General features: G+C 62.7%; 23 protein-coding genes. 7 read left to right on the top strand and 16 right to left on the bottom strand.

The annotated features are described in order from the left end of the window. Positions 1-3 precede the first annotated feature (3 nt). A complete protein-coding gene (locus tag RBB32_RS06020; protein ID WP_306151789.1) occupies positions 4-690 on the top strand; it encodes a DUF1045 domain-containing protein in 687 nt (228 codons plus the stop codon). Here the strand turns inward: RBB32_RS06020 and phnN are convergent. Genes phnN through phnG form a run of 7 tightly spaced genes read right to left on the bottom strand, consistent with a single transcriptional unit; the run spans position 660 to position 5,661 of the window. After that, a complete protein-coding gene (phnN, locus tag RBB32_RS06025) occupies positions 660-1,223 on the bottom strand; it encodes a phosphonate metabolism protein/1,5-bisphosphokinase (PRPP-forming) PhnN (RefSeq protein WP_306151790.1) in 564 nt (187 codons plus the stop codon). The genes RBB32_RS06020 and phnN overlap by 31 nt on opposite strands. Beyond that, positions 1,220-1,900, bottom strand: coding sequence for a phosphonate C-P lyase system protein PhnL (gene phnL, locus RBB32_RS06030; protein ID WP_306151791.1), 681 nt, complete (start codon positions 1,898-1,900; stop codon positions 1,220-1,222). The genes phnN and phnL overlap by 4 nt, the downstream gene beginning before the upstream one ends. Before the next feature lie 15 nt (positions 1,901-1,915). Further along, positions 1,916-2,686, bottom strand: a complete 771-nt coding sequence (phnK, locus tag RBB32_RS06035; RefSeq protein WP_306151792.1) for a phosphonate C-P lyase system protein PhnK — start codon at positions 2,684-2,686, stop codon at positions 1,916-1,918. After that, on the bottom strand, positions 2,683-3,564 hold the full coding sequence (locus tag RBB32_RS06040; protein ID WP_306151793.1) for an alpha-D-ribose 1-methylphosphonate 5-phosphate C-P-lyase PhnJ: 882 nt from the start codon (positions 3,562-3,564) through the stop codon (positions 2,683-2,685). The genes phnK and RBB32_RS06040 overlap by 4 nt, the downstream gene beginning before the upstream one ends. Beyond that, a complete protein-coding gene (locus tag RBB32_RS06045) occupies positions 3,561-4,649 on the bottom strand; it encodes a carbon-phosphorus lyase complex subunit PhnI (protein ID WP_306151794.1) in 1,089 nt (362 codons plus the stop codon). Before RBB32_RS06045 ends, RBB32_RS06040 begins: the two co-directional genes overlap by 4 nt. Beyond that, positions 4,649-5,218: a phosphonate C-P lyase system protein PhnH gene (phnH, locus tag RBB32_RS06050; protein ID WP_306151795.1), complete on the bottom strand. Its 570-nt coding sequence runs from the start codon at positions 5,216-5,218 to the stop codon at positions 4,649-4,651. The genes RBB32_RS06045 and phnH overlap by 1 nt, the downstream gene beginning before the upstream one ends. Next, complete coding sequence (gene phnG / locus RBB32_RS06055) at positions 5,218-5,661, bottom strand: phosphonate C-P lyase system protein PhnG (RefSeq protein WP_306151796.1); 444 nt, start codon at positions 5,659-5,661, stop codon at positions 5,218-5,220. The genes phnH and phnG overlap by 1 nt, the downstream gene beginning before the upstream one ends. 102 nt (positions 5,662-5,763) lie before the next feature. Between phnG and phnF the strand changes: the two genes are divergently transcribed. After that, positions 5,764-6,486: a phosphonate metabolism transcriptional regulator PhnF gene (phnF, locus tag RBB32_RS06060; RefSeq protein ID WP_306151797.1), complete on the top strand. Its 723-nt coding sequence runs from the start codon at positions 5,764-5,766 to the stop codon at positions 6,484-6,486. Positions 6,487-6,894: 408 nt separating this feature from the next. Here the strand turns inward: phnF and RBB32_RS06065 are convergent, their stop codons facing one another. From RBB32_RS06065 to petA, 4 genes are all read right to left on the bottom strand, one after another. Beyond that, positions 6,895-7,512 carry a chloramphenicol acetyltransferase gene (locus RBB32_RS06065; protein ID WP_306151798.1) on the bottom strand — a complete coding sequence of 206 codons (618 nt, stop codon included), beginning with the start codon at positions 7,510-7,512 and terminating at the stop codon, positions 6,895-6,897. A gap of 120 nt (positions 7,513-7,632) precedes the next feature. Beyond that, positions 7,633-8,421 carry a cytochrome c1 gene (locus RBB32_RS06070; protein WP_306151799.1) on the bottom strand — a complete coding sequence of 263 codons (789 nt, stop codon included), beginning with the start codon at positions 8,419-8,421 and terminating at the stop codon, positions 7,633-7,635. Between the two features lie 16 nt (positions 8,422-8,437). Continuing rightward, the gene (petB, locus tag RBB32_RS06075; protein ID WP_306151800.1) at positions 8,438-9,787 is read right to left on the bottom strand and encodes a cytochrome b; all 1,350 of its coding nucleotides are present in this window, start codon (positions 9,785-9,787) and stop codon (positions 8,438-8,440) included. Between the two features lie 12 nt (positions 9,788-9,799). Beyond that, on the bottom strand, positions 9,800-10,378 hold the full coding sequence (gene petA / locus RBB32_RS06080; RefSeq protein WP_306151801.1) for a ubiquinol-cytochrome c reductase iron-sulfur subunit: 579 nt from the start codon (positions 10,376-10,378) through the stop codon (positions 9,800-9,802). A 257-nt stretch (positions 10,379-10,635) separates the two neighbouring features. Between petA and RBB32_RS06085 the strand changes: the two genes are divergently transcribed. Next, entirely contained in the window at positions 10,636-11,325 is a 690-nt protein-coding gene (locus RBB32_RS06085) for an outer membrane protein (RefSeq protein WP_306151802.1), read from the top strand. On the opposite strand, the gene RBB32_RS06090 is transcribed toward RBB32_RS06085, so the two are convergent. Then, a complete protein-coding gene (locus RBB32_RS06090) occupies positions 11,322-11,969 on the bottom strand; it encodes a sugar transferase (protein WP_306151803.1) in 648 nt (215 codons plus the stop codon). The two genes, RBB32_RS06085 and RBB32_RS06090, sit on opposite strands and share 4 nt — an antisense overlap. A gap of 205 nt (positions 11,970-12,174) precedes the next feature. Here RBB32_RS06090 and RBB32_RS06095 point away from each other — a divergent pair, with 205 nt between their 5' ends. Next, the gene (locus RBB32_RS06095; RefSeq protein WP_306151804.1) at positions 12,175-13,026 is read left to right on the top strand and encodes an NAD(P)-dependent oxidoreductase; all 852 of its coding nucleotides are present in this window, start codon (positions 12,175-12,177) and stop codon (positions 13,024-13,026) included. Between the two features lie 25 nt (positions 13,027-13,051). On the opposite strand, the gene glmM is transcribed toward RBB32_RS06095, so the two are convergent. From glmM to RBB32_RS06115, 4 genes are all read right to left on the bottom strand, one after another. Further along, positions 13,052-14,395, bottom strand: coding sequence for a phosphoglucosamine mutase (glmM, locus tag RBB32_RS06100; protein ID WP_306151805.1), 1,344 nt, complete (start codon positions 14,393-14,395; stop codon positions 13,052-13,054). A 134-nt stretch (positions 14,396-14,529) separates the two neighbouring features. Continuing rightward, positions 14,530-15,795, bottom strand: coding sequence for an ABC transporter permease (locus RBB32_RS06105; RefSeq protein ID WP_306151806.1), 1,266 nt, complete (start codon positions 15,793-15,795; stop codon positions 14,530-14,532). Beyond that, positions 15,792-16,601 (bottom strand): taurine ABC transporter ATP-binding protein, encoded by an 810-nt coding sequence (locus RBB32_RS06110; protein ID WP_306151807.1) that lies wholly within the window; start codon positions 16,599-16,601, stop codon positions 15,792-15,794. Before RBB32_RS06110 ends, RBB32_RS06105 begins: the two co-directional genes overlap by 4 nt. A gap of 79 nt (positions 16,602-16,680) precedes the next feature. Further along, complete coding sequence (locus RBB32_RS06115) at positions 16,681-17,679, bottom strand: ABC transporter substrate-binding protein (protein WP_306151808.1); 999 nt, start codon at positions 17,677-17,679, stop codon at positions 16,681-16,683. Between the two features lie 57 nt (positions 17,680-17,736). On the opposite strand from RBB32_RS06115, the gene RBB32_RS06120 reads away from it, so the two are divergent. The 3 genes from RBB32_RS06120 (at position 17,737) to RBB32_RS06130 (ending at position 20,190) form a co-directional block, all read left to right on the top strand. After that, positions 17,737-17,997, top strand: a complete 261-nt coding sequence (locus RBB32_RS06120) for a hypothetical protein (RefSeq protein ID WP_306151809.1) — start codon at positions 17,737-17,739, stop codon at positions 17,995-17,997. Between the two features lie 77 nt (positions 17,998-18,074). Then, the gene (locus RBB32_RS06125; protein WP_306151810.1) at positions 18,075-19,457 is read left to right on the top strand and encodes an aspartate aminotransferase family protein; all 1,383 of its coding nucleotides are present in this window, start codon (positions 18,075-18,077) and stop codon (positions 19,455-19,457) included. 151 nt (positions 19,458-19,608) lie between these two features. Beyond that, the gene (locus RBB32_RS06130; protein WP_306151811.1) at positions 19,609-20,190 is read left to right on the top strand and encodes a HupE/UreJ family protein; all 582 of its coding nucleotides are present in this window, start codon (positions 19,609-19,611) and stop codon (positions 20,188-20,190) included. Positions 20,191-20,239 lie beyond the last annotated feature (49 nt).

Consider the following 20,239-nt stretch of genomic DNA (forward strand, 5'->3'; position numbering starts at 1 on the left):
TCCATGGAATTCAAAAGATACGCGATATATTTCACGCCCGCGCCGGGGCCTTTGGCCGATTTTGGCGCGACGTGGCTGGGGTGGGGTCCGGTGCAGGGTATCACCGTGGCGCATCCCAACATTGGCGATCTGCCCCGGCCGATATCCGAAATCACCCAAACCCCGCGCAAATACGGGCTTCATGCGACGATCAAACCGCCCTTTCGACCGGCGGCACCTACCACGGAAGACGCGCTGTGCGCGGCGCTTGAAAAGTTTTGCACGGTTCAGCCGGTGATCGCCTTGGACGGTCTCGTCGTGGCTCAGCTTGGCCGCTTTCTTGCCCTGCGGCCCGTCGGGGACGAAACCAAGCTCAATACCATGGCCGCAAATGCCGTGCGTGCTTTCGACCCGTTTCGCGCGCCACTGACCGAGGCGGAACTGGCCAAACGCCGCGCCGGCGGCCTGACCCCAAAGCAGGATGATTTGTTGCAGAGCTGGGGCTACCCCTACGTGATGGAGGAATTTCGGTTTCACATCACGCTTACCGGGAAGCTGCCCAAAGCCGAAGGCAAGGCACTGGTCCCCCGGCTGCAAGCGCTCCTGAACCCGTTTGTGCCACACCCATACCTGATCGACGGCTTGGCTTTGATGGGGGAAGACGGTGCCGGACAATTTCATCAAATCACCCGGCGCACGTTTTCAGGATAAAGCGCCGCAAGCGCCGCGTTTACCGTTCCATCAAGATCGCCGTCGTTGTGGACCTCTATCACGCGCTCCAATCCCTCTGGCAGCGCGAAGTCTCGCCGCGCCAATCGGTCTTCAACCTCGGCCTCGCTTTCGCGTCCACGCTGCATCAGTCGCGCGCGCAGCACGTCTTCCGAGGCGGTCAAAAGCAGCGTCACGAACCCGGGAAAGCCTGCCTGCGCCCGCGCCAAGACCGACCGTGACAGATTGACCAACAGATCGTGCCCTTCGGCCAATTGCCCCCCGATCGCCTGCGTCACCCCATAACTCATGCCATGGGCTTGCCAATGCAGGGCAAACGCACCGACCTCGCGCCGCACTTCAAATTCTTGCGGGGTGACCACATCGCAGTCTTCGCCCACGGCGCTGCCAGCCCGGGTGATCACCCGCCGCACCAGGCGCAAACCCGGACGCGCCTCGGACAAAGCACGCATCACGGTGTCCTTGCCCACACCAGATGGCCCGACAACCCCGATAAGGCGGCCCTGTTCCGTCATGCCGCCACCGGGGTAAAGCCGGTTACGTCGATCTCGCGGTTGCAAACCCTCTGGCGGGCGGCCTCGTCATGGAAAATTCCGACGATGGCGGCCCCGCGATCCTTTGCCTCTTCCACCAGCGACAACACCGTGTCTCGATTTTGGGCATCAAGACTGGCTGTCGGTTCGTCCAGCAAAAGCGCAGGATAGGTATGGGCAAAGCCCCGGGCAATATTCACGCGCTGCTGTTCGCCCCCGGAAAAGGTGGTCGGGCTCAACCCCCAAAGGCGTTCGGGGATATTGAGCCGGGTCAGCAAATCCCCGGCACGGGCAAGCGCCGAATCCCGGTTTTCGCCCACCAACAAGAGCGGCTCTGCGACCACCTCCAATGTCGGCACGCGGGGCACCACACGCAAGAACTGACTGACATAACCAAGGGTCTGTCGGCGTAGGGCCAGAATATCGCGCGGCTTGGCCTGGGCCACGTCGATGCCGCCCACCATGATACGGCCCGAGGCCGCAAGGTAATTGCCGTAAATCATGCGCATCAGTGTGGATTTACCCGCCCCCGACGCCCCGATCAGCGCCACGCATTCGCCCGGCTGAACACTCAGGGTCGCGCCTTCCATCACAGGGATCACCGCACTGCCCTGATTGTGCAGGGTGAAGGTCTTGCTGACGTTTTCGATCTCGATCATCTCATAAATCCCCCGTCAAACCTGCAACACGCTAGACACCAGGAGCTGCGTGTAGCCATGCTGCGGATCATCCAGCACCTGGTCGGTCAGGCCGCTTTCCACCACATGGCCGTCTTTCATCACCATCAGCCGATCCGCCAAAAGGCGCACCACGGCCAAATCATGGGTCACGATGATGGCCGAAAGGCCCATCTCACGTACAAGCCCACGCAGCAAATCCAACAGACGCGCCTGCACGCTGACATCCAAGCCCCCGGTCGGTTCATCCATGAACACCAAGCGCGGCCCGGTGACGAGGTTCCGGGCAATCTGCAACCGTTGCTGCATACCACCGGAAAACGCCGTGGGTTTGTCATCAACCCGATCCTCGGAAATCTCGACCCGGTCCAGCCAATCAATGGCTTGCCCGCGAATATCGCCGTAGTGTCGCGCACCAACGGCCATCAGGCGCTCGCCCACGTTACCGCCCGCACTGACCCCCATGCGCAGACCTTCCCGCGCATGTTGATGCACAAAGGCCCAGTCGGTGCGCGCCAGCATCCGGCGCTCGGGCTCGGACATGGTCAGCGTGTCGCGCGGCCCCTCGCCGCGTGTATCGAACAAAACCTCGCCGGTATCAGGAGCTAACTGACCGGCGAGGCAGCCGAGAAGAGTGGATTTCCCCGAGCCACTCTCCCCGACAATTCCCATGACCTCTCCGGGGTAAAGGTCAAAGCCCACGTCGCGACAGCCAAGCCGCGCGCCGTAGAATTTCGAAATATCGCGGACCTGCAAAAGCGGTGTCATGCGCCTGCCTCCTCTTCCATGACCGCGGCTTGCGCGCCTAGGTGGCCCGCCTCACGCCGCGCGCGGCAATAATCGGTATCCGAGCAGACAAACATGCGCCCGCCCGCGTCATCGGTGATCACCTCGTCGAGATAGCTTTCCCCGGCCCCGCACAGATCACAGGCGTGATCCGCCTTGCTGGGATCAAAGGGGTGATCTTCGAAATCGAGGCTGACCACCTTTGTATAGGGCGGCAGGGCGTAGATCCTTTGCTCGCGCCCTGCGCCGAACAACTGTATCGCCGGGCAATCGGCCATCTTCGGGTTGTCGAACTTCGGGATCGGCGACGGATCCATCACATAGCGGCCTTCCACCTTCACCGGATAGGCATACGATGTGGCAATCGCGCCATGTTGGCTGATGTCCTCGTAAAGCTTCACATGCATCAGCCCGTATTCCTCAAGGCTATGCATCTTGCGTGTCTCTGTCTCGCGCGGCTCCAGAAAGCGCAGCGGTTCGGGAATCGGCACCTGATAGACAAGCACCTGATCCTCGCCAAGCGGGGTTTCCGGAATGCGGTGCCGGGTCTGGATAACGGTGGCCTTATCGGTCTCTTCGGTGGTTGCAACACCCGCCGTTCTCTGAAAGAACTTACGGATTGACACCGCGTTCGTGGTGTCATCGGCCCCTTGGTCGATCACCTTGAAAGTATCCTCGGGCGTCAGGGTGGCGGCACTTACCTGCACCCCGCCCGTGCCCCAGCCATAGGGCATCGGCATCTCGCGACTGGCAAATGGCACCTGATAGCCGGGGATGGCCAGCCCTTTCAGGATCGCACGGCGGATCATGCGCTTGGTCTGTTCATCCAGATAGGCAAAGTTATAGGCTTGATCGGTCATTCCGCGACCTCCGGCATGGATTGGGTTTCGGCCTCGCGCCGCAGCTTTCGCACCAGTTCCAGCTCGGATTGGAAATCGACGTAATGCGGCAGCTTGATATGCTCCAGGAAGCCGGTTGCCTGAATATTATCGGCATGCATCAGGACGAATTCCTCGTCCTGTGCCGGGGCGCCTTGATCCTCTTCGCCAAGTTCATTCCAGCGTAGCGCGCGATCAACCAGTGCCATGGAAATCGCCTTGCGTTCGGTCTGCCCAAAGACAAGACCGTACCCGCGCGTGAACTGTGGCGGTTCGGTTTTCGAGCCCGTGAACTGGTTTACCGTTTCGCATTCCGTCAGGGTTATCTCGCCAATCTCTATGGCAAAACCAAGCTCCGGCACCTCCATCTCGACCGGGACACTGCCAATGCGCAGTTCACCGACGAAGGCGTGGTTGCGGGCGTACCCGCGTTGCGTGGAATAGGCCATCGACAGGATGAACCCTTCATCCCCGCGGCTGAGCGATTGCAGACGCAAGGCCCGATCAGCGGGAAGTTCCATCGGCTCGCGCGTCAGGTCGGGCGGGGTTTCGTCGCTCTCGGGCTCGCTCTGGATCAATCCCTCACGGTTCAAAAACCCCGTAATATGAGGGGTTTGACCCTTGGCCGGCTCGGCCTCGGATGCTTGGGGCGCCTCGCTTTCAGCGGCCAGTTTGAAATCCAGCAAACGGTGCGTGTAATCGAAGGTCGGACCCAGAACCTGCCCGCCCGGCGCATCCTTGAAGGTTGCCGAAATCCGCCGTTCACAAGCCATATCGGCGGTTTTCACAGGCTCCGACGCGCCCAGCCGGGGCAGCGTAGTGCGATAGGCCCGGATCAGGAAAATCGCCTCGATCAAATCGCCCCGCGCCTGCTTGATGGCCAAGGCCGCAAGGTCCGGATCATAAAGCGAGCCTTCAGCCATCACCCGATTGACCGCCAGCGAAAGCTGCTCGCGGATCTGGGCCACCGACAGCTCGGCCACCGAGGTATCGCCACGCCGTTCTTCGGCCAGCCATGCATGGGCATTGTCGATGGCGCGCTCGCCGCCTTTCACCGCAACATACATCAGGTGCCCTCCACTTTGGTCGATCTCGGGAGTGCTGCGACTTGCGAGTCGCAGGTGAAAAAGAAATCCAGACCCAAGGGGTAAAGCGTTGCGTTTTGTTGGAACGGGGCCACCTCGGGTAATGAAAACAATGTGGTCTCTTGGATGCCCGGCCCCGAAAGCACTGCGCCTTCGGTACGCAACTCGGGGACTTCGACGATCAAGGTGGCCGAGCGATCCGGGTATTCCGCCGTGCCGCTTCGGAACTGGGCGATGGGTTGCAATGCGGCCCAATCGCCCAAGGCAAAGGCTGCCATTTCCGGCCCGACAAGGGGTGCCCCGGTATGAAAGGTGATCCAATCGCGAATGGCCGGGGTATCGTGTGAATTTCCAAGAAAAACAGGAGTTTCCGGATCACAGAGCGTCAGGATCAGGGTGCCCGCCGCGCGCGACACCGGGTTCGGGGGCGTGGCGGCATCAAGGGTTTCGGCCCGCCCCGGTCGCGCCATGGCATTCATCGCCGCGCGGAAAGCCTGTGCGGATTGCACCGGGGCATCGGTAAAGCCTCCTTGCAAGGCATCGCTTTGCATCAATCTTCCCCTCTAACCATGGTAAAGAAATCGACCTTCGTGGCCGCCGCCTTGGACGCCCGGGCCGTGCGGGCCTGTACCTGTGACTGTTCCAAAGGCGCCAGGACCGCGAGGCGTAAACGCTCGGCCTCGGGGGTCTGCATCAGGGCATCGATGAGTGCGGCCTGCGTGGCGTGCGCCTTGTCGCGGCCCTGCACATAGGCATGCCCAACCTCACCCTCGGCAAGCTGCACCGAACAGCGCGTGACGGTCATCTCACCAAGGTTGAACGGCGCGCCCGTGGCACCGGCACGGCCCTGCACCATCACGCCGCCCACTTCCGGCGCGCGCAGATACGTAAATTCAGGGTTAAGCGTGACGTCCTCGAAAAGGGCCGCAACATCTTGTGGCTTGGCCTTCGCCAGCAACCCCATCCAGTGTTTTCGCGTTTCAATTTCGGTCATCTAGACACCTTGCGGATTTGTCTATTATCCTATACAACTAGACAAATAATTACGCGATTCTTGTTTTTTCGGCAATCCCCACTGGCGTGAAGTTTTCATGACATGACCAAAGCACCCCCGATCTGGAAATCCATCTACACGAGCCTGAACACCGATATCGGCAGCGGGCATTACCAACCCGGTGACAAGCTGCCGACCGAGGCGGCGCTTGCGAAACGCTTCGGGGTGAACCGGCACACGGTCAGGCGGGCCTTGGGGCAGTTGGCGGAGGATGGGATCGTGCATGCCAGACGGGGGGCCGGGGTGTTCGTGGCGATGGTGCCGGCGGAGTATCCGATTGGACGCAGGGTGCGGTTTCATCGGAACCTGCGGGCCGCTGGGCGGATGCCGGCCAAGGAAATCCTGTCGCTTGAAACCCGGGCCTGCGATGCGCGCGAGGCCGAGGCACTGCACCTGAACAAGGGCGATATGGTGCATGTCTACGACGGCCTGTCACTGGCCGACGCGCAACCGATTGCGCTGTTTCGCAGCGTCTTTCCGGCCGCGAGGCTTCCAGATCTGCCCCGGCTTCTGGACCGGGAACGATCTGTCACCGCTGCCCTTAAAGCATTGGGAATAAAAGATTATACCCGAAAATCAACGCAGCTTACCGCGAAGCTTGCCAGCGCAACGCAGGCGCTGCACCTCAGGGTCAGGGATGGTGCACCGATCTTGCGGAGCGTGGGTATCAACGTGGATGAACACGGCCATCCCATCGAGTACGGGCGCACTTGGTTTGCCGGAGACAAGGTAACCCTGACCTTGAACGAGGACGATCTGTCATGATTCTGTTTCAGATTCGGCCTATTACAACGGGTATTCCGTATCCCCATTTTTTTGAGCACCTAAACCGGGGGTGACCGCAGGGTCACCCCCTATTGGGTGTCGTACGACTCGTACGATTACCCCCCGGTTTTCGTACGAAAATCGACGGGGCTGGCCGGGGTTTCGTACGAGTCGTACGAAACTGTACAGATTGAACATTTTGCACTGGCGTTCTGTACAGACATCGGCGAGTGACAGAGGGCTTTTGTACAGATTGTAAAATCCTACCCAAGAACGCCCCCCCCCCGCACGCTGCCTTGAGCCGTTGTTAACCCTTGGATGGGAAGGTTGCCCCCCGACACAGAGCCACACCGACAGCCACGCCGAAGGATGCCCGACAATGCAGTGCCAAGCCAAACAAGCCGTTCATCAGCCGCCGTATTTTTCCAAGAAGGCCTCGGCGGTCAATTTGCGAAAGTCATCAAGGGCCGCGCGCAGGCGGGCGTGATCCCAATCCCACCAGCCAAGCGCGACGAGGCGGTCGGCAAGGCCGCGCGGCAAGCGATCCCGCACCGGTTTGGCGGGAAGGCCTGCAACGATGGTATAGGGCGCCACATCGCGGATCACCACGGCCCCGGAGGCGACGACAGCGCCATGGCCGATGGTCACCTCGGGCTTGATCTGCGCGTTGTGGCCGATCCACGTGTCATGGCCGATATGGGCCAATCGGCTGCGGCGATGATCGAACCAATCGGTATCGTCCTGGACATCGTCCCAATAGCTGGCGGACCGGTACATGAAGTGGTGCAGGCTGGCGCGGTCAAGCGGATGGTCGGTGGCCCCGATACGGGTGAAGCTGGCGATATTGGCGAACTTGCCGATCCGGGCATTGGCGATATCGCAATAGCGATCACAATAGGAATAATCTCCCACCACCGAATGGGCCACACGACTGCCGCGCCCGATTTCGGTATAGGCCCCGAAACTGGTATCGGTGATCTCGCAATCGGGGTGGATGGTGGGGGTTTCGGCGGAAAGTCTGGGCATTGGCATTGGTCCTTTTCCCGCCGCCCTTAGCCCGCCTTTATGACAGTTTCGTAATGCACCACGAAAAACCCCCGCAGGCGGGTCTGCGGGGGTCAATCCGTTTGATATCGGGGCGAACCCTTAGCTGGTTTTCTTGCCCTTGACCGGGGCCCAGATACGCTTGTTCGTGAGATAAAGCAGCACTGTCAGCACGGTCAGGAAGATCACACCGGTCAGGCCGGCCTGCTTGCGCGCCATCATCTTGGGCTCGGCCGTCCACATCAGGAAAGCGGCGACATCCTCGGCCTCGCTCTGCATGCTGTTGGAGTGACCATCGGCATAGTCGACATCCTCACCGTAGAGCGGCGGGGCCATCGAAATCCAGCCACCCGGGAAGGCGGTGTTTTCATAGAGGGTCACGCCAGCCTGGGTTTTGGTTTCACCGGTGTAGCCGACCAGCAGCGATACGATGTATTCCGGACCACCCATACCTTTGAACAGTTGGTTCAGACCGGTACCATAGGGGCCGCTGAAACCGGCGCGGGCCTTTGCCATCATGCTCAGGTCGGGCGCGGCTTCGAGGTTGGAGCCGGGGAAGTGATCGGTGGGCTTGGCGGTGCGGAACTCGTCAAGCTCAGCGTCATAAACATCGTACCCGGCCGCGTAGGCGCGCACCTGGTCTTCGGGCAGGTGCGGGCCACCTTCATCGCCCAGCGTGCGCAGCGGCACGTATTTCAGGCCGTGGCAGGCCGCGCAGACCTCGGTATAGACCTGAAGGCCGCGTTGCAGCTGGTTCTGATCGAAGGCCCCGAAGGGACCTTCGAAGGAGAAATCAACGTCTTCGACTTGGCCCGCGCCGCCCGCGGCCATGGCGGCCCCCGTCGAAAGGGTCAGGGCGGCAACTGCGGAAATCGCGAGTTTCTTGAACATTATCCCGTTTCCTTTCTTATTCAGCCGGGGTGGCCGAGGGTGCCCCCGCGCCGCCATCGGATTTCTTGGCATGATTGACCGCGAAGTCTTCCTCAATCGTCGCCGGCTGTGGTTGCGGTTTCTCGATCACGCCGAGCAGCGGCAGGATCACGAGGAAATAGGCAAACCAGTAGGCCGAGCCAATCAGCGAGATCGTCGAGTAGGGCGGCTCGGCGGGCATGGCACCGGCCCACATCAGCACGACGAAGTCGATGCAGAGCAGCGCGAACCACCATTTGAACATCGGACGATAGCGACCCGAGCGGACCGACGAGGTGTCGAGCCAGGGGGCCAGCGCCATCACGATGATCGCGCCGAACATCGCCAGCACGCCGAAGAACTTGGCGTCGATGATGCCGCCGGTAATCCAGCTTGCGAACATCACAACCCAGACATCCGAGGTGAAGGCGCGCAGGATCGCGTAGAACGGCAGGAAGTACCATTCGGGCACGATGAATGCGGGGGTCACCAGAGGGTTGGCCTCGATGTAGTTGTCGGGGTGGCCCAGATAGTTGGGCATGAACCCGACGATGGCAAAGAAGATCACCATGATCAGGGCCAGTGCGAAGAGGTCCTTGATCACGAAGTAGGGCCAGAAGGGTACGGTATCTTTCTCGGCCTCGGCCTTGGAGCCGCGGCGCACTTCGACACCGGTGGGGTTGTTGTTGCCCGTGGTGTGGAAGGCCCAGATGTGTACGGCAACAAGCGCCGCGATCACGAAGGGCAGCAGGTAGTGCAGCGAGAAGAAGCGGTTCAGCGTGGCGTTATCCACCGCCGGTCCGCCCAGCAGCCATGTCTGGATCGATTCGCCGATGAAGGGGATCGCGCCGAAGAGGCCGGTAATCACCGTGGCGCCCCAGAAGGACATCTGACCCCAGGGCAGAACGTAGCCCATGAAGGCGGTGCCCATCATCATCAGGTAGATCAGCATGCCGATGATCCATGTCACCTCGCGCGGGGCCTTGTAGGAGCCGTAGTAGAGGCCGCGGAAGATGTGCAGGTAAACGGCAAGGAAGAACAGCGATGCCCCGTTCATGTGCAGGTAGCGGATCATGTGGCCGCCGTTCACGTTGCGCATGATGTGTTCGATGCTGGCGAAGGCCAGGTCGACATGCGGCGTGTAGTGCATCACCAGGATGATGCCTGTGACGATCTGCAAGGCAAGGCAGAAGGTGAGGACGATCCCCCAGATCCACATCCAGTTCAGGTTCTTGGGTGTGGGGATCATGATGGTGTCATAGAGCAGGCCGACGATGGGCAGGCGCGAATGGAGCCATTTCTCGCCGCCCGTCTTGGGCTCGTAATGATCGTGCGGAATTCCGGACATGTGCGCGTTTCCTTATCCCAGTTGGATCGTCGTTTCGTCGACGAATTCGGCCACCGGTACCGGCAGGTTTTCCGGCGCGGGCCCTTTGCGGATGCGGCCGGCGCTGTCGTAGTGCGAGCCGTGGCAGGGGCAGAACCAGCCGCCCACGCCCTCGGGGCCGACGTAATCGCCCGCATCGTTGAGCGGAACGCAGCCAAGGTGGGTGCAAACGCCCATCTGGACCAGCCATTCGCCGCTTTCGTCCAGCGCGCGGTTCTCATCGGTGGCGGGGACTTCGCCGCTGATGTTGTTGTTGCGCGCGATCTTGTCGGGCAGGTCGTCCAGCGACACGGCGCGGGCCTGCTCGATCTCGGCGGGGGTGCGGCGGCGGATGAACACCGGCTTGCCCAGCCATTTCACCGTGACCTGGGTGCCTTCCGACAGGCCCGACACGTCAACCCGGATCGAGCTGAGCGCCTGAACGTCGGCGGAGGGGTTCATTTGATTGACCAGAGGCCAGACGGCAGCCCCTGCGGTTACGGCACCTGCACCGGCGGTGGCATAGTAGAGGAAATCCCTACGGGTGCCTTCGTGATCTTCTGCGTGGGACACGAGGTTTTCTCCATTCTCAAAGCCGGGACCGGCCACATACGGATTCGCAGGCCCCTCCAAATGGAAAAGCCATCTGGCGGGCTATTTAGCCGGGGTTTGAAGGGCAGTCCAGTGTGCATTGCCGCGGAATCGGGAGTGGTGCGGATGTGTCGCGCTTGTGCAATCGCGCGCGCGTGCCCATGTGTCGCGCTTGCCGCCCCCCTTCGGCGGGTGTAAGCACGCGCAAAGATAACCGTTTGAATGGAAGGGTCACACCCATGAAACGCCTTGCCAAAACCGCGATCGCGGCTGTCGCCGCAGGCCTTGTCGCCGCCCCCGCCGCCGCCGAGTTGGAACTGAGCTTCTACATGGGTGTGCAAAGCGTGCAGGACAGCACGGCCTCTGGCACCCTGCCGGGCGGCGCAGCCGTCAGCCAATCGGTGGACTGGCAGGGTAAACCGCTGGAAAACCCCTTCTATTACGGGGCGCGCGGCACGTGGTGGACGGCCAACAACCTTGGTTTCGGCCTGGAAGTGACCCATGCGAAGGCCTATGCCGATGCCGCATCCATGGCGGCGATTGGCGTGAGCCGTCTTGAGCTGTCGGACGGTCACAACATCATCACCGCCAACGTCATGAAACGCTGGCCCGGGGCCTTCAAGAAAACCCCGAAGTTCACGCCCTACGTGGGCGCGGGCCTTGGGATCGCCATGCCGCATGTCGATGCACAGCCGCTGGCCGCCGGGTCGGTTCGCACGTTCGGCTATGAGACCACGGGCCTTGCCGCACGCGGGATCGCGGGCCTGAAATACGAGTTGAACCAGGACTGGGCGCTGTTCGGCGAATACCAGGTGACATGGTCGGACAACGACCTGACCATCGACGGGCCGGCCGGCACCGCGCCCGGCGAACTGAGCACCGAGCTTGTCACCCACGCGGTGAACTTCGGCGTCAGCTACAGCTTTTAAGACCGTCGGCGGCGGGGCAGCCGCCCCTTGCGAGGCGCAAGCCCGAGGAATCGCCCCGCCGTCACGGCCACAAGCCAGGCATCAAGGCCGATCCCCTGATGTCGTTGATACAAAAGGTCGATATGCGCCTTTCGCGGGATGCAGCGCCGTTCATAGGTGCGGTCGGTTTCCTCGGGCGTTTTGCAGGCGCGCAGCAGCTTTTCCTCATGCGCGGCAAAGACCAGGCTGGCCAGCCCCGTCACCCCGGGCTGTGATTCAAGCACCTTGCCGTAGACCTGCGGGAAACGCTCGACATAGATGCGCAGGGGCGGGCGCGGGCCGACGAAACTGATGTCGCCGCGCAGGATATTCCACATTTGCGGCAATTCATCCATGCGCCTGCGCCTGAGCCGGTGGCCCAAGGGCGTGATCCGATCGCGTTTGTCGCCGCCCGAAACACCGCTGTCATTGCCGGCGGGCGTCATGGTGCGGATTTTCCACAGGGTGAACCCCCGTTCGGGGCAGCGCATGCGTTCGGCCCCGTAGAACACCGGGCGTTCGCCCCGGGCCAGCATCAGGGCGACGACAACGAGCAGGATGGGAATCAGGAAAACCGACAACAGCAGCAAGAGCACAAGATCGAAAACACGTTTTGACAGGGTCATGCGAGGCGTCTCTTGCCGAGGTGGGCGCGGGCATGGGGGCCATCGGCGCAAAGACCGCGCCCGCGTCATGAAAAGCGCAGCTATCCCCAGCGGCGCCATTCTGTCAACTCTGCCCCCGGATCGCGCAAGATGGACCAAGGCCCCCCCATGCGCTAGAGGCTGTGGGGCACACTCACCCCCGCCTGCGCATGAGGAGGCCCGCCGCGTGACCCGCCGCCAAGACATCGAAGGCCCGCTTATCCTTGGCGCGACCGGCAAGGTCGGGCAGGCCTTGGCGCGGCTTTGGCCCAAGGCCGCGGGGGCGGGCCTGTGGCAATATCGCCCCGGCACATCCGACGATGTCATCAACGGGTTTCCGGGGCCGTCGGTGGCATGGGATATCCTGAGCGCGCCGCCCCCGGCCCTGCCCCGTGGCCTGAGCGGTGCGATCGTTCTGGCCGGGGTGACGGGCGTGGACGAGCGCGCCCTTGCCCGGAACACCGACCTGGCGCTGGCCGGGGTCAAGGCGGCGCGGAACGCGGGCATCGCGCGGGTCTTGGTGGCCTCGTCTCAGGCGGTTTATGGCAATGAGCGCGCCACGGTTGAAGAAACCACCCCCTGCAACCCGACCACCCCTTATGGCAAGGCGAAGCTGGCCATGGAGCGCGCGCTTGCAGGCGTGCCGGGGGTGACCTGTTTGCGGCTGGGCAACGTGGCCGGGGCCGACAGCCTGTTCGGCGCCGCCGCGCGGGGGCCTGTGACCCTTGACCGTTTTGCCGATGGCAGCAGCCCGCAGCGCAGCTATATCGGGCCGGAAACGCTGGCCCATGTCGTGCAGCGGTTGCTTGACCCGGCCCTGCCCCTGCCGCCGGTGTTGAATGTCGCCAATCCCGGCCTTGTGGCCATGGACGAGATATTGGCGGCGGCGGGCCTTGAGCATGTCACGCGGCCAGCCCCGGCGACGGCGCTGCCGAAACTGCAACTGGATGTCACGCGCCTTTGCGAGCTGGTGCCCCTTCCGGGCGCCGAGGCGCGCGGATTGGTGGCCGAGGCGCGGCGCGGCGGTTGGCGAGCCTGAGGCGGAAGGACAGCCTTGCAGGGGGTCAGCAGGCGGCGCGCACCTGTGTGACGATACCGTCCATGACGTCTTCGAGCAGGGAGATATCCTCGGCCTCGCCCATGACGCGAATCAAGGGCTCGGTCCCCGATTTGCGAATCAGCAGCCGCCCGGCACGGCCAAGCCGCTTTTCGGCCTCGGAAATCGCGGTTTGCACCGCGTCGGTTTCCAACGGGGCTTTGTCCGACGCGTAGCGCAGGTTGACCAGCTTTTGCGGGATCGGGGTGAAGACATGGGTCAGTTTGCTGGCCTTGTCACCGGTTTCGACCATGGCCGAGAGGAATTGCAGCGCGCCGATCAGCCCATCGCCGGTGGTGGCGTAATCGGTCATCACGATATGGCCGGATTGTTCGCCCCCGAGGTTGAAGCCGCCTTCGCGCATCCGTTCGACGACGTAACGGTCGCCGACCTTGGTGCGTTCAAGGCCGATACCGCGGGTTTCGAGGTAGCGTTCCAGCCCGAGATTGGACATCACCGTCGCGACAAGGGCATTGCCCGAAAGCCGCCCTTCCTCGGCCCAGCGCGCGGCGATCAGGCCCATGATCTGATCGCCATCGGCAATCTTGCCTTTCTCGTCGATCAGGATCACCCGGTCGGCATCGCCGTCAAGGCAAATGCCAAGGTCGGCGCGGGTTTCGCGCACCCTTTGGGCGGCCAGTTGCGGATGGGTGGAGCCGCATTTTTCGTTGATGTTGAACCCATCGGGCGACACGCCGATGGGGATTACCTCGGCGCCCAGTTCCCAAAGCACCTTGGGCGCGGCGTTATAGGCCGCGCCATTGGCGCAATCCAGAACGATGCGCAGCCCATCGAGGCGCTGACGGCGGGGGAAGGTTGTCTTGGCGTATTCGACGTAGCGCCCGCGTGCATCCTCGAGCCGCCGGGCACGCCCGATGGCCTCGGGCTTGGCCAGCGACACCCCTTCGCGGTAAAGGCGCATGATTTCGGCCTCGGCCTCGTCCGAGAGCTTGAAGCCGTCGGGGCCGAAAAACTTGATCCCGTTGTCGGTGGCCGGGTTGTGGCTGGCCGAGATCATCACGCCGACATCGGCGCGCATCGAATGCGTCAGGTAGCCGATGGCCGGTGTCGGCACCGGCCCCAGGAGGAACACGTTCATCCCTGTCGAGGTGAAGCCCGCCGTCAGCGCGTTTTCGATCATGTAGCCCGAAAGCCGCGTGTCCTTGCCGATGACCACCCGGTGGTCCTGATGGTCGCGCCGGAAATAGCGCCCTGCCGCGGCGGCGAGTTTCATGGCCACCTCGGCGGTCATCGGCCATGAATTGGCCTCGCCCCGCACCCCGTCGGTTCCAAACAGCGTCTTATCGCTCATCGCGGCATCCTCTTGTACAGACTGCCGATTTCAATACAGCATGGCCCGCGGTGCAACAACACATCGCACAGCGCAAAAGCAAAACGGCCCGGGCGACGCGCGCACCGGGCCGTTTTTCGCCGATGGGGGCGGGTTCAGATGCGGCCCTTCCACGGCACCAGCCATGCCTCGGCCTTGCGCATCAGGATGTCGATGCCATAGCCGATGATCCCGATCAGGATGATGCCCATGATCACGATATCGGTGTTCTGGAAGCGGCTGGCGACCATCACCATCATGCCCGCGCCCTTTTCGGCGGCGACCAGTTCGGCGGCGACCACGGTGCCCCAACAGACCCCCATGGCAACCCGCGCGCCGGTGAAGATCTCGGGCAGGGAGTTCGGCATGATCACGTGGCGCATCAACTGCCATTTGCTGGCCCCCAGCGAATAGGCCGCGTGAACCTTGGAGATCGCCACGCCCGACACGCCGGCCCGCGCCGAGATGGTCATGATCCAGAGTGCGGCGAGGAACAGCAGGATGATCTTGCCCGACTCGCCGATGCCCGCCCAGATGATCACCAGCGGGATCAAGGCCAAGGGCGGCACCGGGCGCATGAATTCGACGATCGGGTCGAACCAGCCGCGGAACCAGTCCGACAGGCCCATGGCATAGCCCAGCGGAATACCCACCGCCGCGCCGATGATGAAGCCCACGATCACCCGGAAGAGCGACCAGAAGAGGTGCTGCCAGAGGGTAAAGTTCTGGTAGCCTTCGCTGGCGATCTCGCCGACGCGGGCGACCACGGCCTCGGGCGCGGGCAGCCAGATGGGTTCCATCTGCATGCCCTTGGCGGGGCTGAAGTTGATCGAGCCCTTGCCGGTCAGGGCAACCTGACCGTCGGCCACGCGCACGCTTTCGCCCGGGGCGATGGGCTGTCCGTCAATCGCGACGATCCTGGCGCCTTCCTTGCGCTTCACATCGTCGTTCTTGTCCATAATCAGAAGCTCGGACCGCCACGCGCCCACCTTGATCGCGTCGTTCTTGGCAAAGCCCTCGCCGGGGTCCACCTCGGGCACCTCGGCATCCTGGCCCACGTTGAAGACCCGTGCATAGACCGTGGCATCGTCGCGCGCGCCGTCGGGGGCCTCCATCGTGTAGGTGAACTCGGTCTCGCCCACGAAGGGGCCGGGGGCATGGACAGGCACCCATTTGGAGCCGGTAAAGGCGCCCCAAAGCAGAAAGATCGTGACCACCGAGATCACGCTGGCCCACCGGTCGGGGCGCACCGCGCTTTCATCGCCGAAGGTCACTGTCTTGAGCGAGGTGAAATCCTGCATCTGGCGGAATTTGCTGACGCCCATGCGGACGATGAAAAAGGCCGCCACGAAGATCGCGGTATAGATAAACAGGATAATCATGCCGAAGCCTCCTCGGTGCGGCCCATGATCTCTTCTTCCATGTCCCAGATCATCGACAGGATTTCCTCGCGCTTCTGGCCGAACTCGGGGTTCTTCTTGACCTCGCGCAGATCCTTGCCGACGCCGTCATCGGCAAAGGGCAGGCGATATTCCTTGTGGATACGCCCCGGGCGCGGGGCCATCACCAGCAGGCGTTCCCCCAGCAAAAGCGCCTCTTCGACCGAGTGGGTGATCAGGATGATCGTCTTGCCGGTTTCCTTCCACAGCTTGAGAACCAGGCCTTGCATCTTTTCGCGGGTCAGCGCGTCCAGCGCGCCCAAGGGTTCGTCCATCAGGATCACGTCGGGATCATTGGCAAGGCAGCGGGCCAGGGCCACACGTTGCTGCATGCCACCCGACAATTCGTAGACGGCCTTTTCCTTGAAGTCCTGAAGGCCCACCACGTCCAGCAGGTGATCGACCGTTTCGGCCCATTCCTTTTCACGCTTGCCGGCCATGCGCGGCCCGAAACTGACGTTGTCGCGCACGCTCATCCATTCGAAGAGCGCGCCTTGCTGGAACACCATGCCGCGTTCGGCATCCGGGCCGGTGACCAGATGATCGTTGAGCATGATCCTACCCTCGGTCGGGGCCAGAAACCCCGCCACGATGTTCAAAAGCGTGGTCTTGCCACAGCCCGATGGCCCAAGCACGCTCATCAATTCGCCGGTCTTGATTTCAAGACTGACGTCTTTCAAGGCCTGCACGTGCCCGCCATTCGGCAGGTCAAAGCGCATCGAGATATTTTCGATGGATAGCGTCGACATCCCCGCCCCCGTTGTTGATTTTTGAAATTATGGATGGCGCGGGCCGATCCTTCGGGCCCGCGCCGCGTGAAAGCGGGGATTACATCCCGCTGGCCTGCTCAAGCGGGCCGATGTTCACGTTGTTTTCATAGGTGTCCAATGCGGCGTCGATGCTGCCGGCTTCGACAAAGACATCGGCCACGCCCTTCATGAACTCCTGTGCGCCGCCGCCCATCCATTTCTCGGTCAGTTGCTCGTCAACCGGCGGGAAAACAAAGGTGTCGATGGTGGCCGCCGTGGCATCCACGTCCATGCCGCTATCCTTGGCGATCACCGGCAGCATCTTGTCGCGGTTGGCATCGTCGGCCCACATGGCGTTGGCATCTGCCGTCACCTTGAGGAAGGTGGCGACGACCTCGGGGTTCTCGGCGATGAAATCCGCCGGGCCGCTGGTGACGTCAAACACCAGAATGCCCAGGTCTTCCTTTTCCGCCCCGGTCAACAGGACATTGCCGTGCTCAAGCGCGCGGCGCAGGCTGCCGCCCCAGCCGCAGAACATGTCAACCGCGCCCTGCGCGATGGCCGCCGCGCCCTCGGGCGGGGCCATGTTAACGATATCCATGCTGGCCAGATCGACACCGAAATGGTTCATCTGCTTGAGGAACCCGTAATGTGCCGCCGTGCCGAGCGGCACCGCCACCTTCTTGCCCGCCAGTTCCCCGGCGTTGGTCTTGTCGATCTCAAGCGCCTCGGCCACGACGCAGTTGTCGTTATCGGCATAGGACACGGCCACATCCACGGCCTGCAAATCCTGACCGGCGCTGGTGGCAACCACGAAGGGCGGCACGCCCTGGCTGACCGAAAGCTGCACATCGCCCGAGGCCATGGCCGCGCTCATGGCCGTGCCGGTATCGAAGGCGCGCCAGTTGACTGTCATGCCCAGCGCCTCTTCGTACATGCCTTCGACCTTGGCGTATTGGAAGGGCATCGGCCATTCGAGGAAATAGCCCACGGTGATTTCCTGCGCGCTGGCGGCACTTGCGCCGGCCAGCATGGCCGCGCCAGCCACAGCCGACATCAGTTTGGTTTTCAGCGTCATGATCTTGATTCTCCCGTTGATTCCTGGTCCGGGCCTTTGCAGGCCCTGTTGTTATAGTTGCGCGGGCAGCTGGCCAGCCGCTTGGGTTGGGCGCAGCGCTCCGATGCAGGTGCATCCGAGACCAAATTGCAATTTCATTCAATGCTTTTGTCGGGCTGCGCCCGGCATTTTGCGCTTCGTGAAGGCAAATTTCGGGAAATCGCAAAGGAAAACGGCACAATTTGCTACAATATATCTGAATGGGCGAATCGCGCGGTTATCCTGGCCTTAATCAAAGGTGATATCTGGCCCTATCGGATTCATGGGATTCGGGGCTGATATGCCAGTCAGACTGTACCGGGCCAAAGCCCGCCCCCCGGCATGCGAAACCCGGGCTCAACAGATGGAGACCCACCATGGATGGCACCCTGAGTAACGATATCGAGAAGGTCGTCGATGCCGACCGCGCCCACGTCTGGCACCACCTGATCCAACACAAGCCGTTCGAGACCGGCGCACCACGTATCATCGTGGAAGGCAAAGGCATGCGCGTCTGGGACCAGCACGGCAAGGAACACCTTGATGCCGTTTCGGGCGGGGTCTGGACCGTCAACGTCGGCTATGGCCGCGAGCGCATCGCCAACGCCGTGCGCGACCAGTTGATCAAGCTGAATTACTTCGCGGGCACCACCGGGTCCATTCCCGGGGCGCTGTTTTCCGAGCGGTTGATCGAGAAGATGCCGGGCATGAGCCGGGTGTATTACACCAACTCGGGCTCGGAGGCGAACGAGAAGGCCTTCAAGATGGTTCGCCAGATCGCGCACAAGCGTTACGGCGGCAAGAAATACAAGATCCTGTATCGCGACCGCGATTACCATGGTTCGACCCTCGCCACGATGTCGGCGGGCGGCCAGGATGAGCGTAACGCCCAATACGGCCCCTTCGCGCCGGGGTTCGTGCGTGTCCCGCACTGCATGGAATACCGCGCGCAGTGGGATCTTTCGGGCGAGGAATACGGCGTGGCCGCGGCCAACGCGATCGAAGAGGTGATCCTTGCCGAAGGCCCCGATACCGTCGGCGCGCTGTGCCTTGAGCCCGTGACCGCCGGTGGTGGCGTGATCACCCCGCCGCCGGGCTATTGGCCGCGCGTGCAGGAGATTTGCCGCAAGTACGATATCCTGCTGCATATCGACGAAGTGGTCTGTGGCGTGGGCCGCACCGGCACATGGTTCGGCTATCAGCACTATGGAATCGAGCCTGATTTCGTGACCATGGCCAAGGGGGTCGCCTCGGGCTATGCGGCGATTGCCTGCTGTGTGACCAATGAAAAGGTCTTCGACATGTTCAAGGAAACGCCCGAGGACCCGCTGGATTACTTCCGCGATATCTCGACCTTCGGGGGCTGCACCGCGGGCCCGGCGGCGGCGCTGGAAAACATGGCGATCATCGAGGAAGAGGGCCTGCTGGATAACACGAACAAGATGGGCGACTACATGCTTGACCAGTTGCGCGCGCTGCAGGACAAGCACGCCGCTATCGGCGAGGTGCGCGGCAAGGGCCTGTTCCTTGGGATCGAACTGGTCGCTGACCGCGACAGCCGCGAGCCGGTGGACGAGAAGCTGGCACAGGCCGTGGTGGGCGATTGCAACGCCCAGGGGGTGATCATCGGTGTCACCAACCGGTCGATCCCGGGGTTCAACAACACGCTGTGCTATTCGCCCGCCCTGATTTCGACCAAGGACGACATCGACCAGATCGTCGAGGCCACCGACAAGGCCCTGACCAAGGTATTCGGCTGATCGCTCTCCCAAGGATCAGCGGCTTCCCTACTCCCCGGCGCGCGGCGCCGGGGTTTTTTCGTTCATCCGCTTGCATTGTGGCGCAGGGGCAGGCCATCTGGCGCAAGGCGCGACTCACCCCGAGGCGCTGGCAGACCAAAACGAGGACCACATGAAAAAGACCCCCGCGATCGCCGCCATGGCCATGCTCACCGCCACCCCCGCCGCCGCGCATTTGCCGCCCGGCGAATACGGCTCGTTCATGGCCGGGGTCACCCACCCGCTTTTCGGGCTTGACCACGTGCTGGCCATGATTGCCGTCGGCCTTTGGGCCGCGCAGATCGGCGGGCGGGCGCTTTGGCAAGTGCCCACGGCCTTCGTTGTGGCGATGCTGACAGGGTTCGCGCTGGCATTGACCGGCCTGCCGCTGCCTTTCGTCGAACCGGCGATCCTGGCGTCGATCATCATACTGGGCCTTGTCGTGGCGATGGCGCTGCGCCCCGCCGCGCATTGGGCCATGGCGCTGGTCGCGGTTTTCGCCCTTTTCCACGGTCACGCCCACGGGGGCGAGCTTGGCACCGCGCAGGCCCTGCAGTTCGGCGCGGGCTTTGCCCTGGCCACGGCGGGCCTGCATGCCATCGGCCTTGTGATCGCGGTGATCTTTGCCCGCGCGCTACGGGCCGGCTCGGGCCTTGTTCTGCGTGTGATGGGCGGGGCCACGGCCCTTGCCGGGGCGGCCATCGCCTTTGGCTGATCCACTTTTGCGCCCCGGGCCTGCGCCCGGGGTGTCTTGACGCAGGGGC

Origin of the sequence: Roseovarius sp. MMSF_3281 (genome assembly GCF_030733685.1) — a bacterium.
Taxonomy (GTDB): Bacteria; Pseudomonadota; Alphaproteobacteria; order Rhodobacterales; family Rhodobacteraceae; genus Roseovarius.

Bases quoted from the DNA above. Each gene is read 5' to 3' on its own strand.
- RBB32_RS06020 (WP_306151789.1), top strand. From the start codon at position 4: ATGGAATTCAAAAGATACGCGATATATTTCACGCCCGCGCCGGGGCCT.
- phnN (WP_306151790.1), bottom strand. From the start codon at position 1,223: ATGACGGAACAGGGCCGCCTTATCGGGGTTGTCGGGCCATCTGGTGTG.
- phnL (WP_306151791.1), bottom strand. From the start codon at position 1,900: ATGATCGAGATCGAAAACGTCAGCAAGACCTTCACCCTGCACAATCAG.
- phnK (WP_306151792.1), bottom strand. From the start codon at position 2,686: ATGACACCGCTTTTGCAGGTCCGCGATATTTCGAAATTCTACGGCGCG.
- RBB32_RS06040 (WP_306151793.1), bottom strand. From the start codon at position 3,564: ATGACCGATCAAGCCTATAACTTTGCCTATCTGGATGAACAGACCAAG.
- RBB32_RS06045 (WP_306151794.1), bottom strand. From the start codon at position 4,649: ATGTATGTTGCGGTGAAAGGCGGCGAGCGCGCCATCGACAATGCCCAT.
- phnH (WP_306151795.1), bottom strand. From the start codon at position 5,218: ATGCAAAGCGATGCCTTGCAAGGAGGCTTTACCGATGCCCCGGTGCAA.
- phnG (WP_306151796.1), bottom strand. From the start codon at position 5,661: ATGACCGAAATTGAAACGCGAAAACACTGGATGGGGTTGCTGGCGAAG.
- phnF (WP_306151797.1), top strand. From the start codon at position 5,764: ATGACCAAAGCACCCCCGATCTGGAAATCCATCTACACGAGCCTGAAC.
- RBB32_RS06065 (WP_306151798.1), bottom strand. From the start codon at position 7,512: ATGCCCAGACTTTCCGCCGAAACCCCCACCATCCACCCCGATTGCGAG.
- RBB32_RS06070 (WP_306151799.1), bottom strand. From the start codon at position 8,421: ATGTTCAAGAAACTCGCGATTTCCGCAGTTGCCGCCCTGACCCTTTCG.
- petB (WP_306151800.1), bottom strand. From the start codon at position 9,787: ATGTCCGGAATTCCGCACGATCATTACGAGCCCAAGACGGGCGGCGAG.
- RBB32_RS06085 (WP_306151802.1), top strand. From the start codon at position 10,636: ATGAAACGCCTTGCCAAAACCGCGATCGCGGCTGTCGCCGCAGGCCTT.
- RBB32_RS06090 (WP_306151803.1), bottom strand. From the start codon at position 11,969: ATGACCCTGTCAAAACGTGTTTTCGATCTTGTGCTCTTGCTGCTGTTG.
- glmM (WP_306151805.1), bottom strand. From the start codon at position 14,395: ATGAGCGATAAGACGCTGTTTGGAACCGACGGGGTGCGGGGCGAGGCC.
- RBB32_RS06105 (WP_306151806.1), bottom strand. From the start codon at position 15,795: ATGATTATCCTGTTTATCTATACCGCGATCTTCGTGGCGGCCTTTTTC.
- RBB32_RS06110 (WP_306151807.1), bottom strand. From the start codon at position 16,601: ATGTCGACGCTATCCATCGAAAATATCTCGATGCGCTTTGACCTGCCG.
- RBB32_RS06115 (WP_306151808.1), bottom strand. From the start codon at position 17,679: ATGACGCTGAAAACCAAACTGATGTCGGCTGTGGCTGGCGCGGCCATG.
- RBB32_RS06125 (WP_306151810.1), top strand. From the start codon at position 18,075: ATGGATGGCACCCTGAGTAACGATATCGAGAAGGTCGTCGATGCCGAC.
- RBB32_RS06130 (WP_306151811.1), top strand. From the start codon at position 19,609: ATGAAAAAGACCCCCGCGATCGCCGCCATGGCCATGCTCACCGCCACC.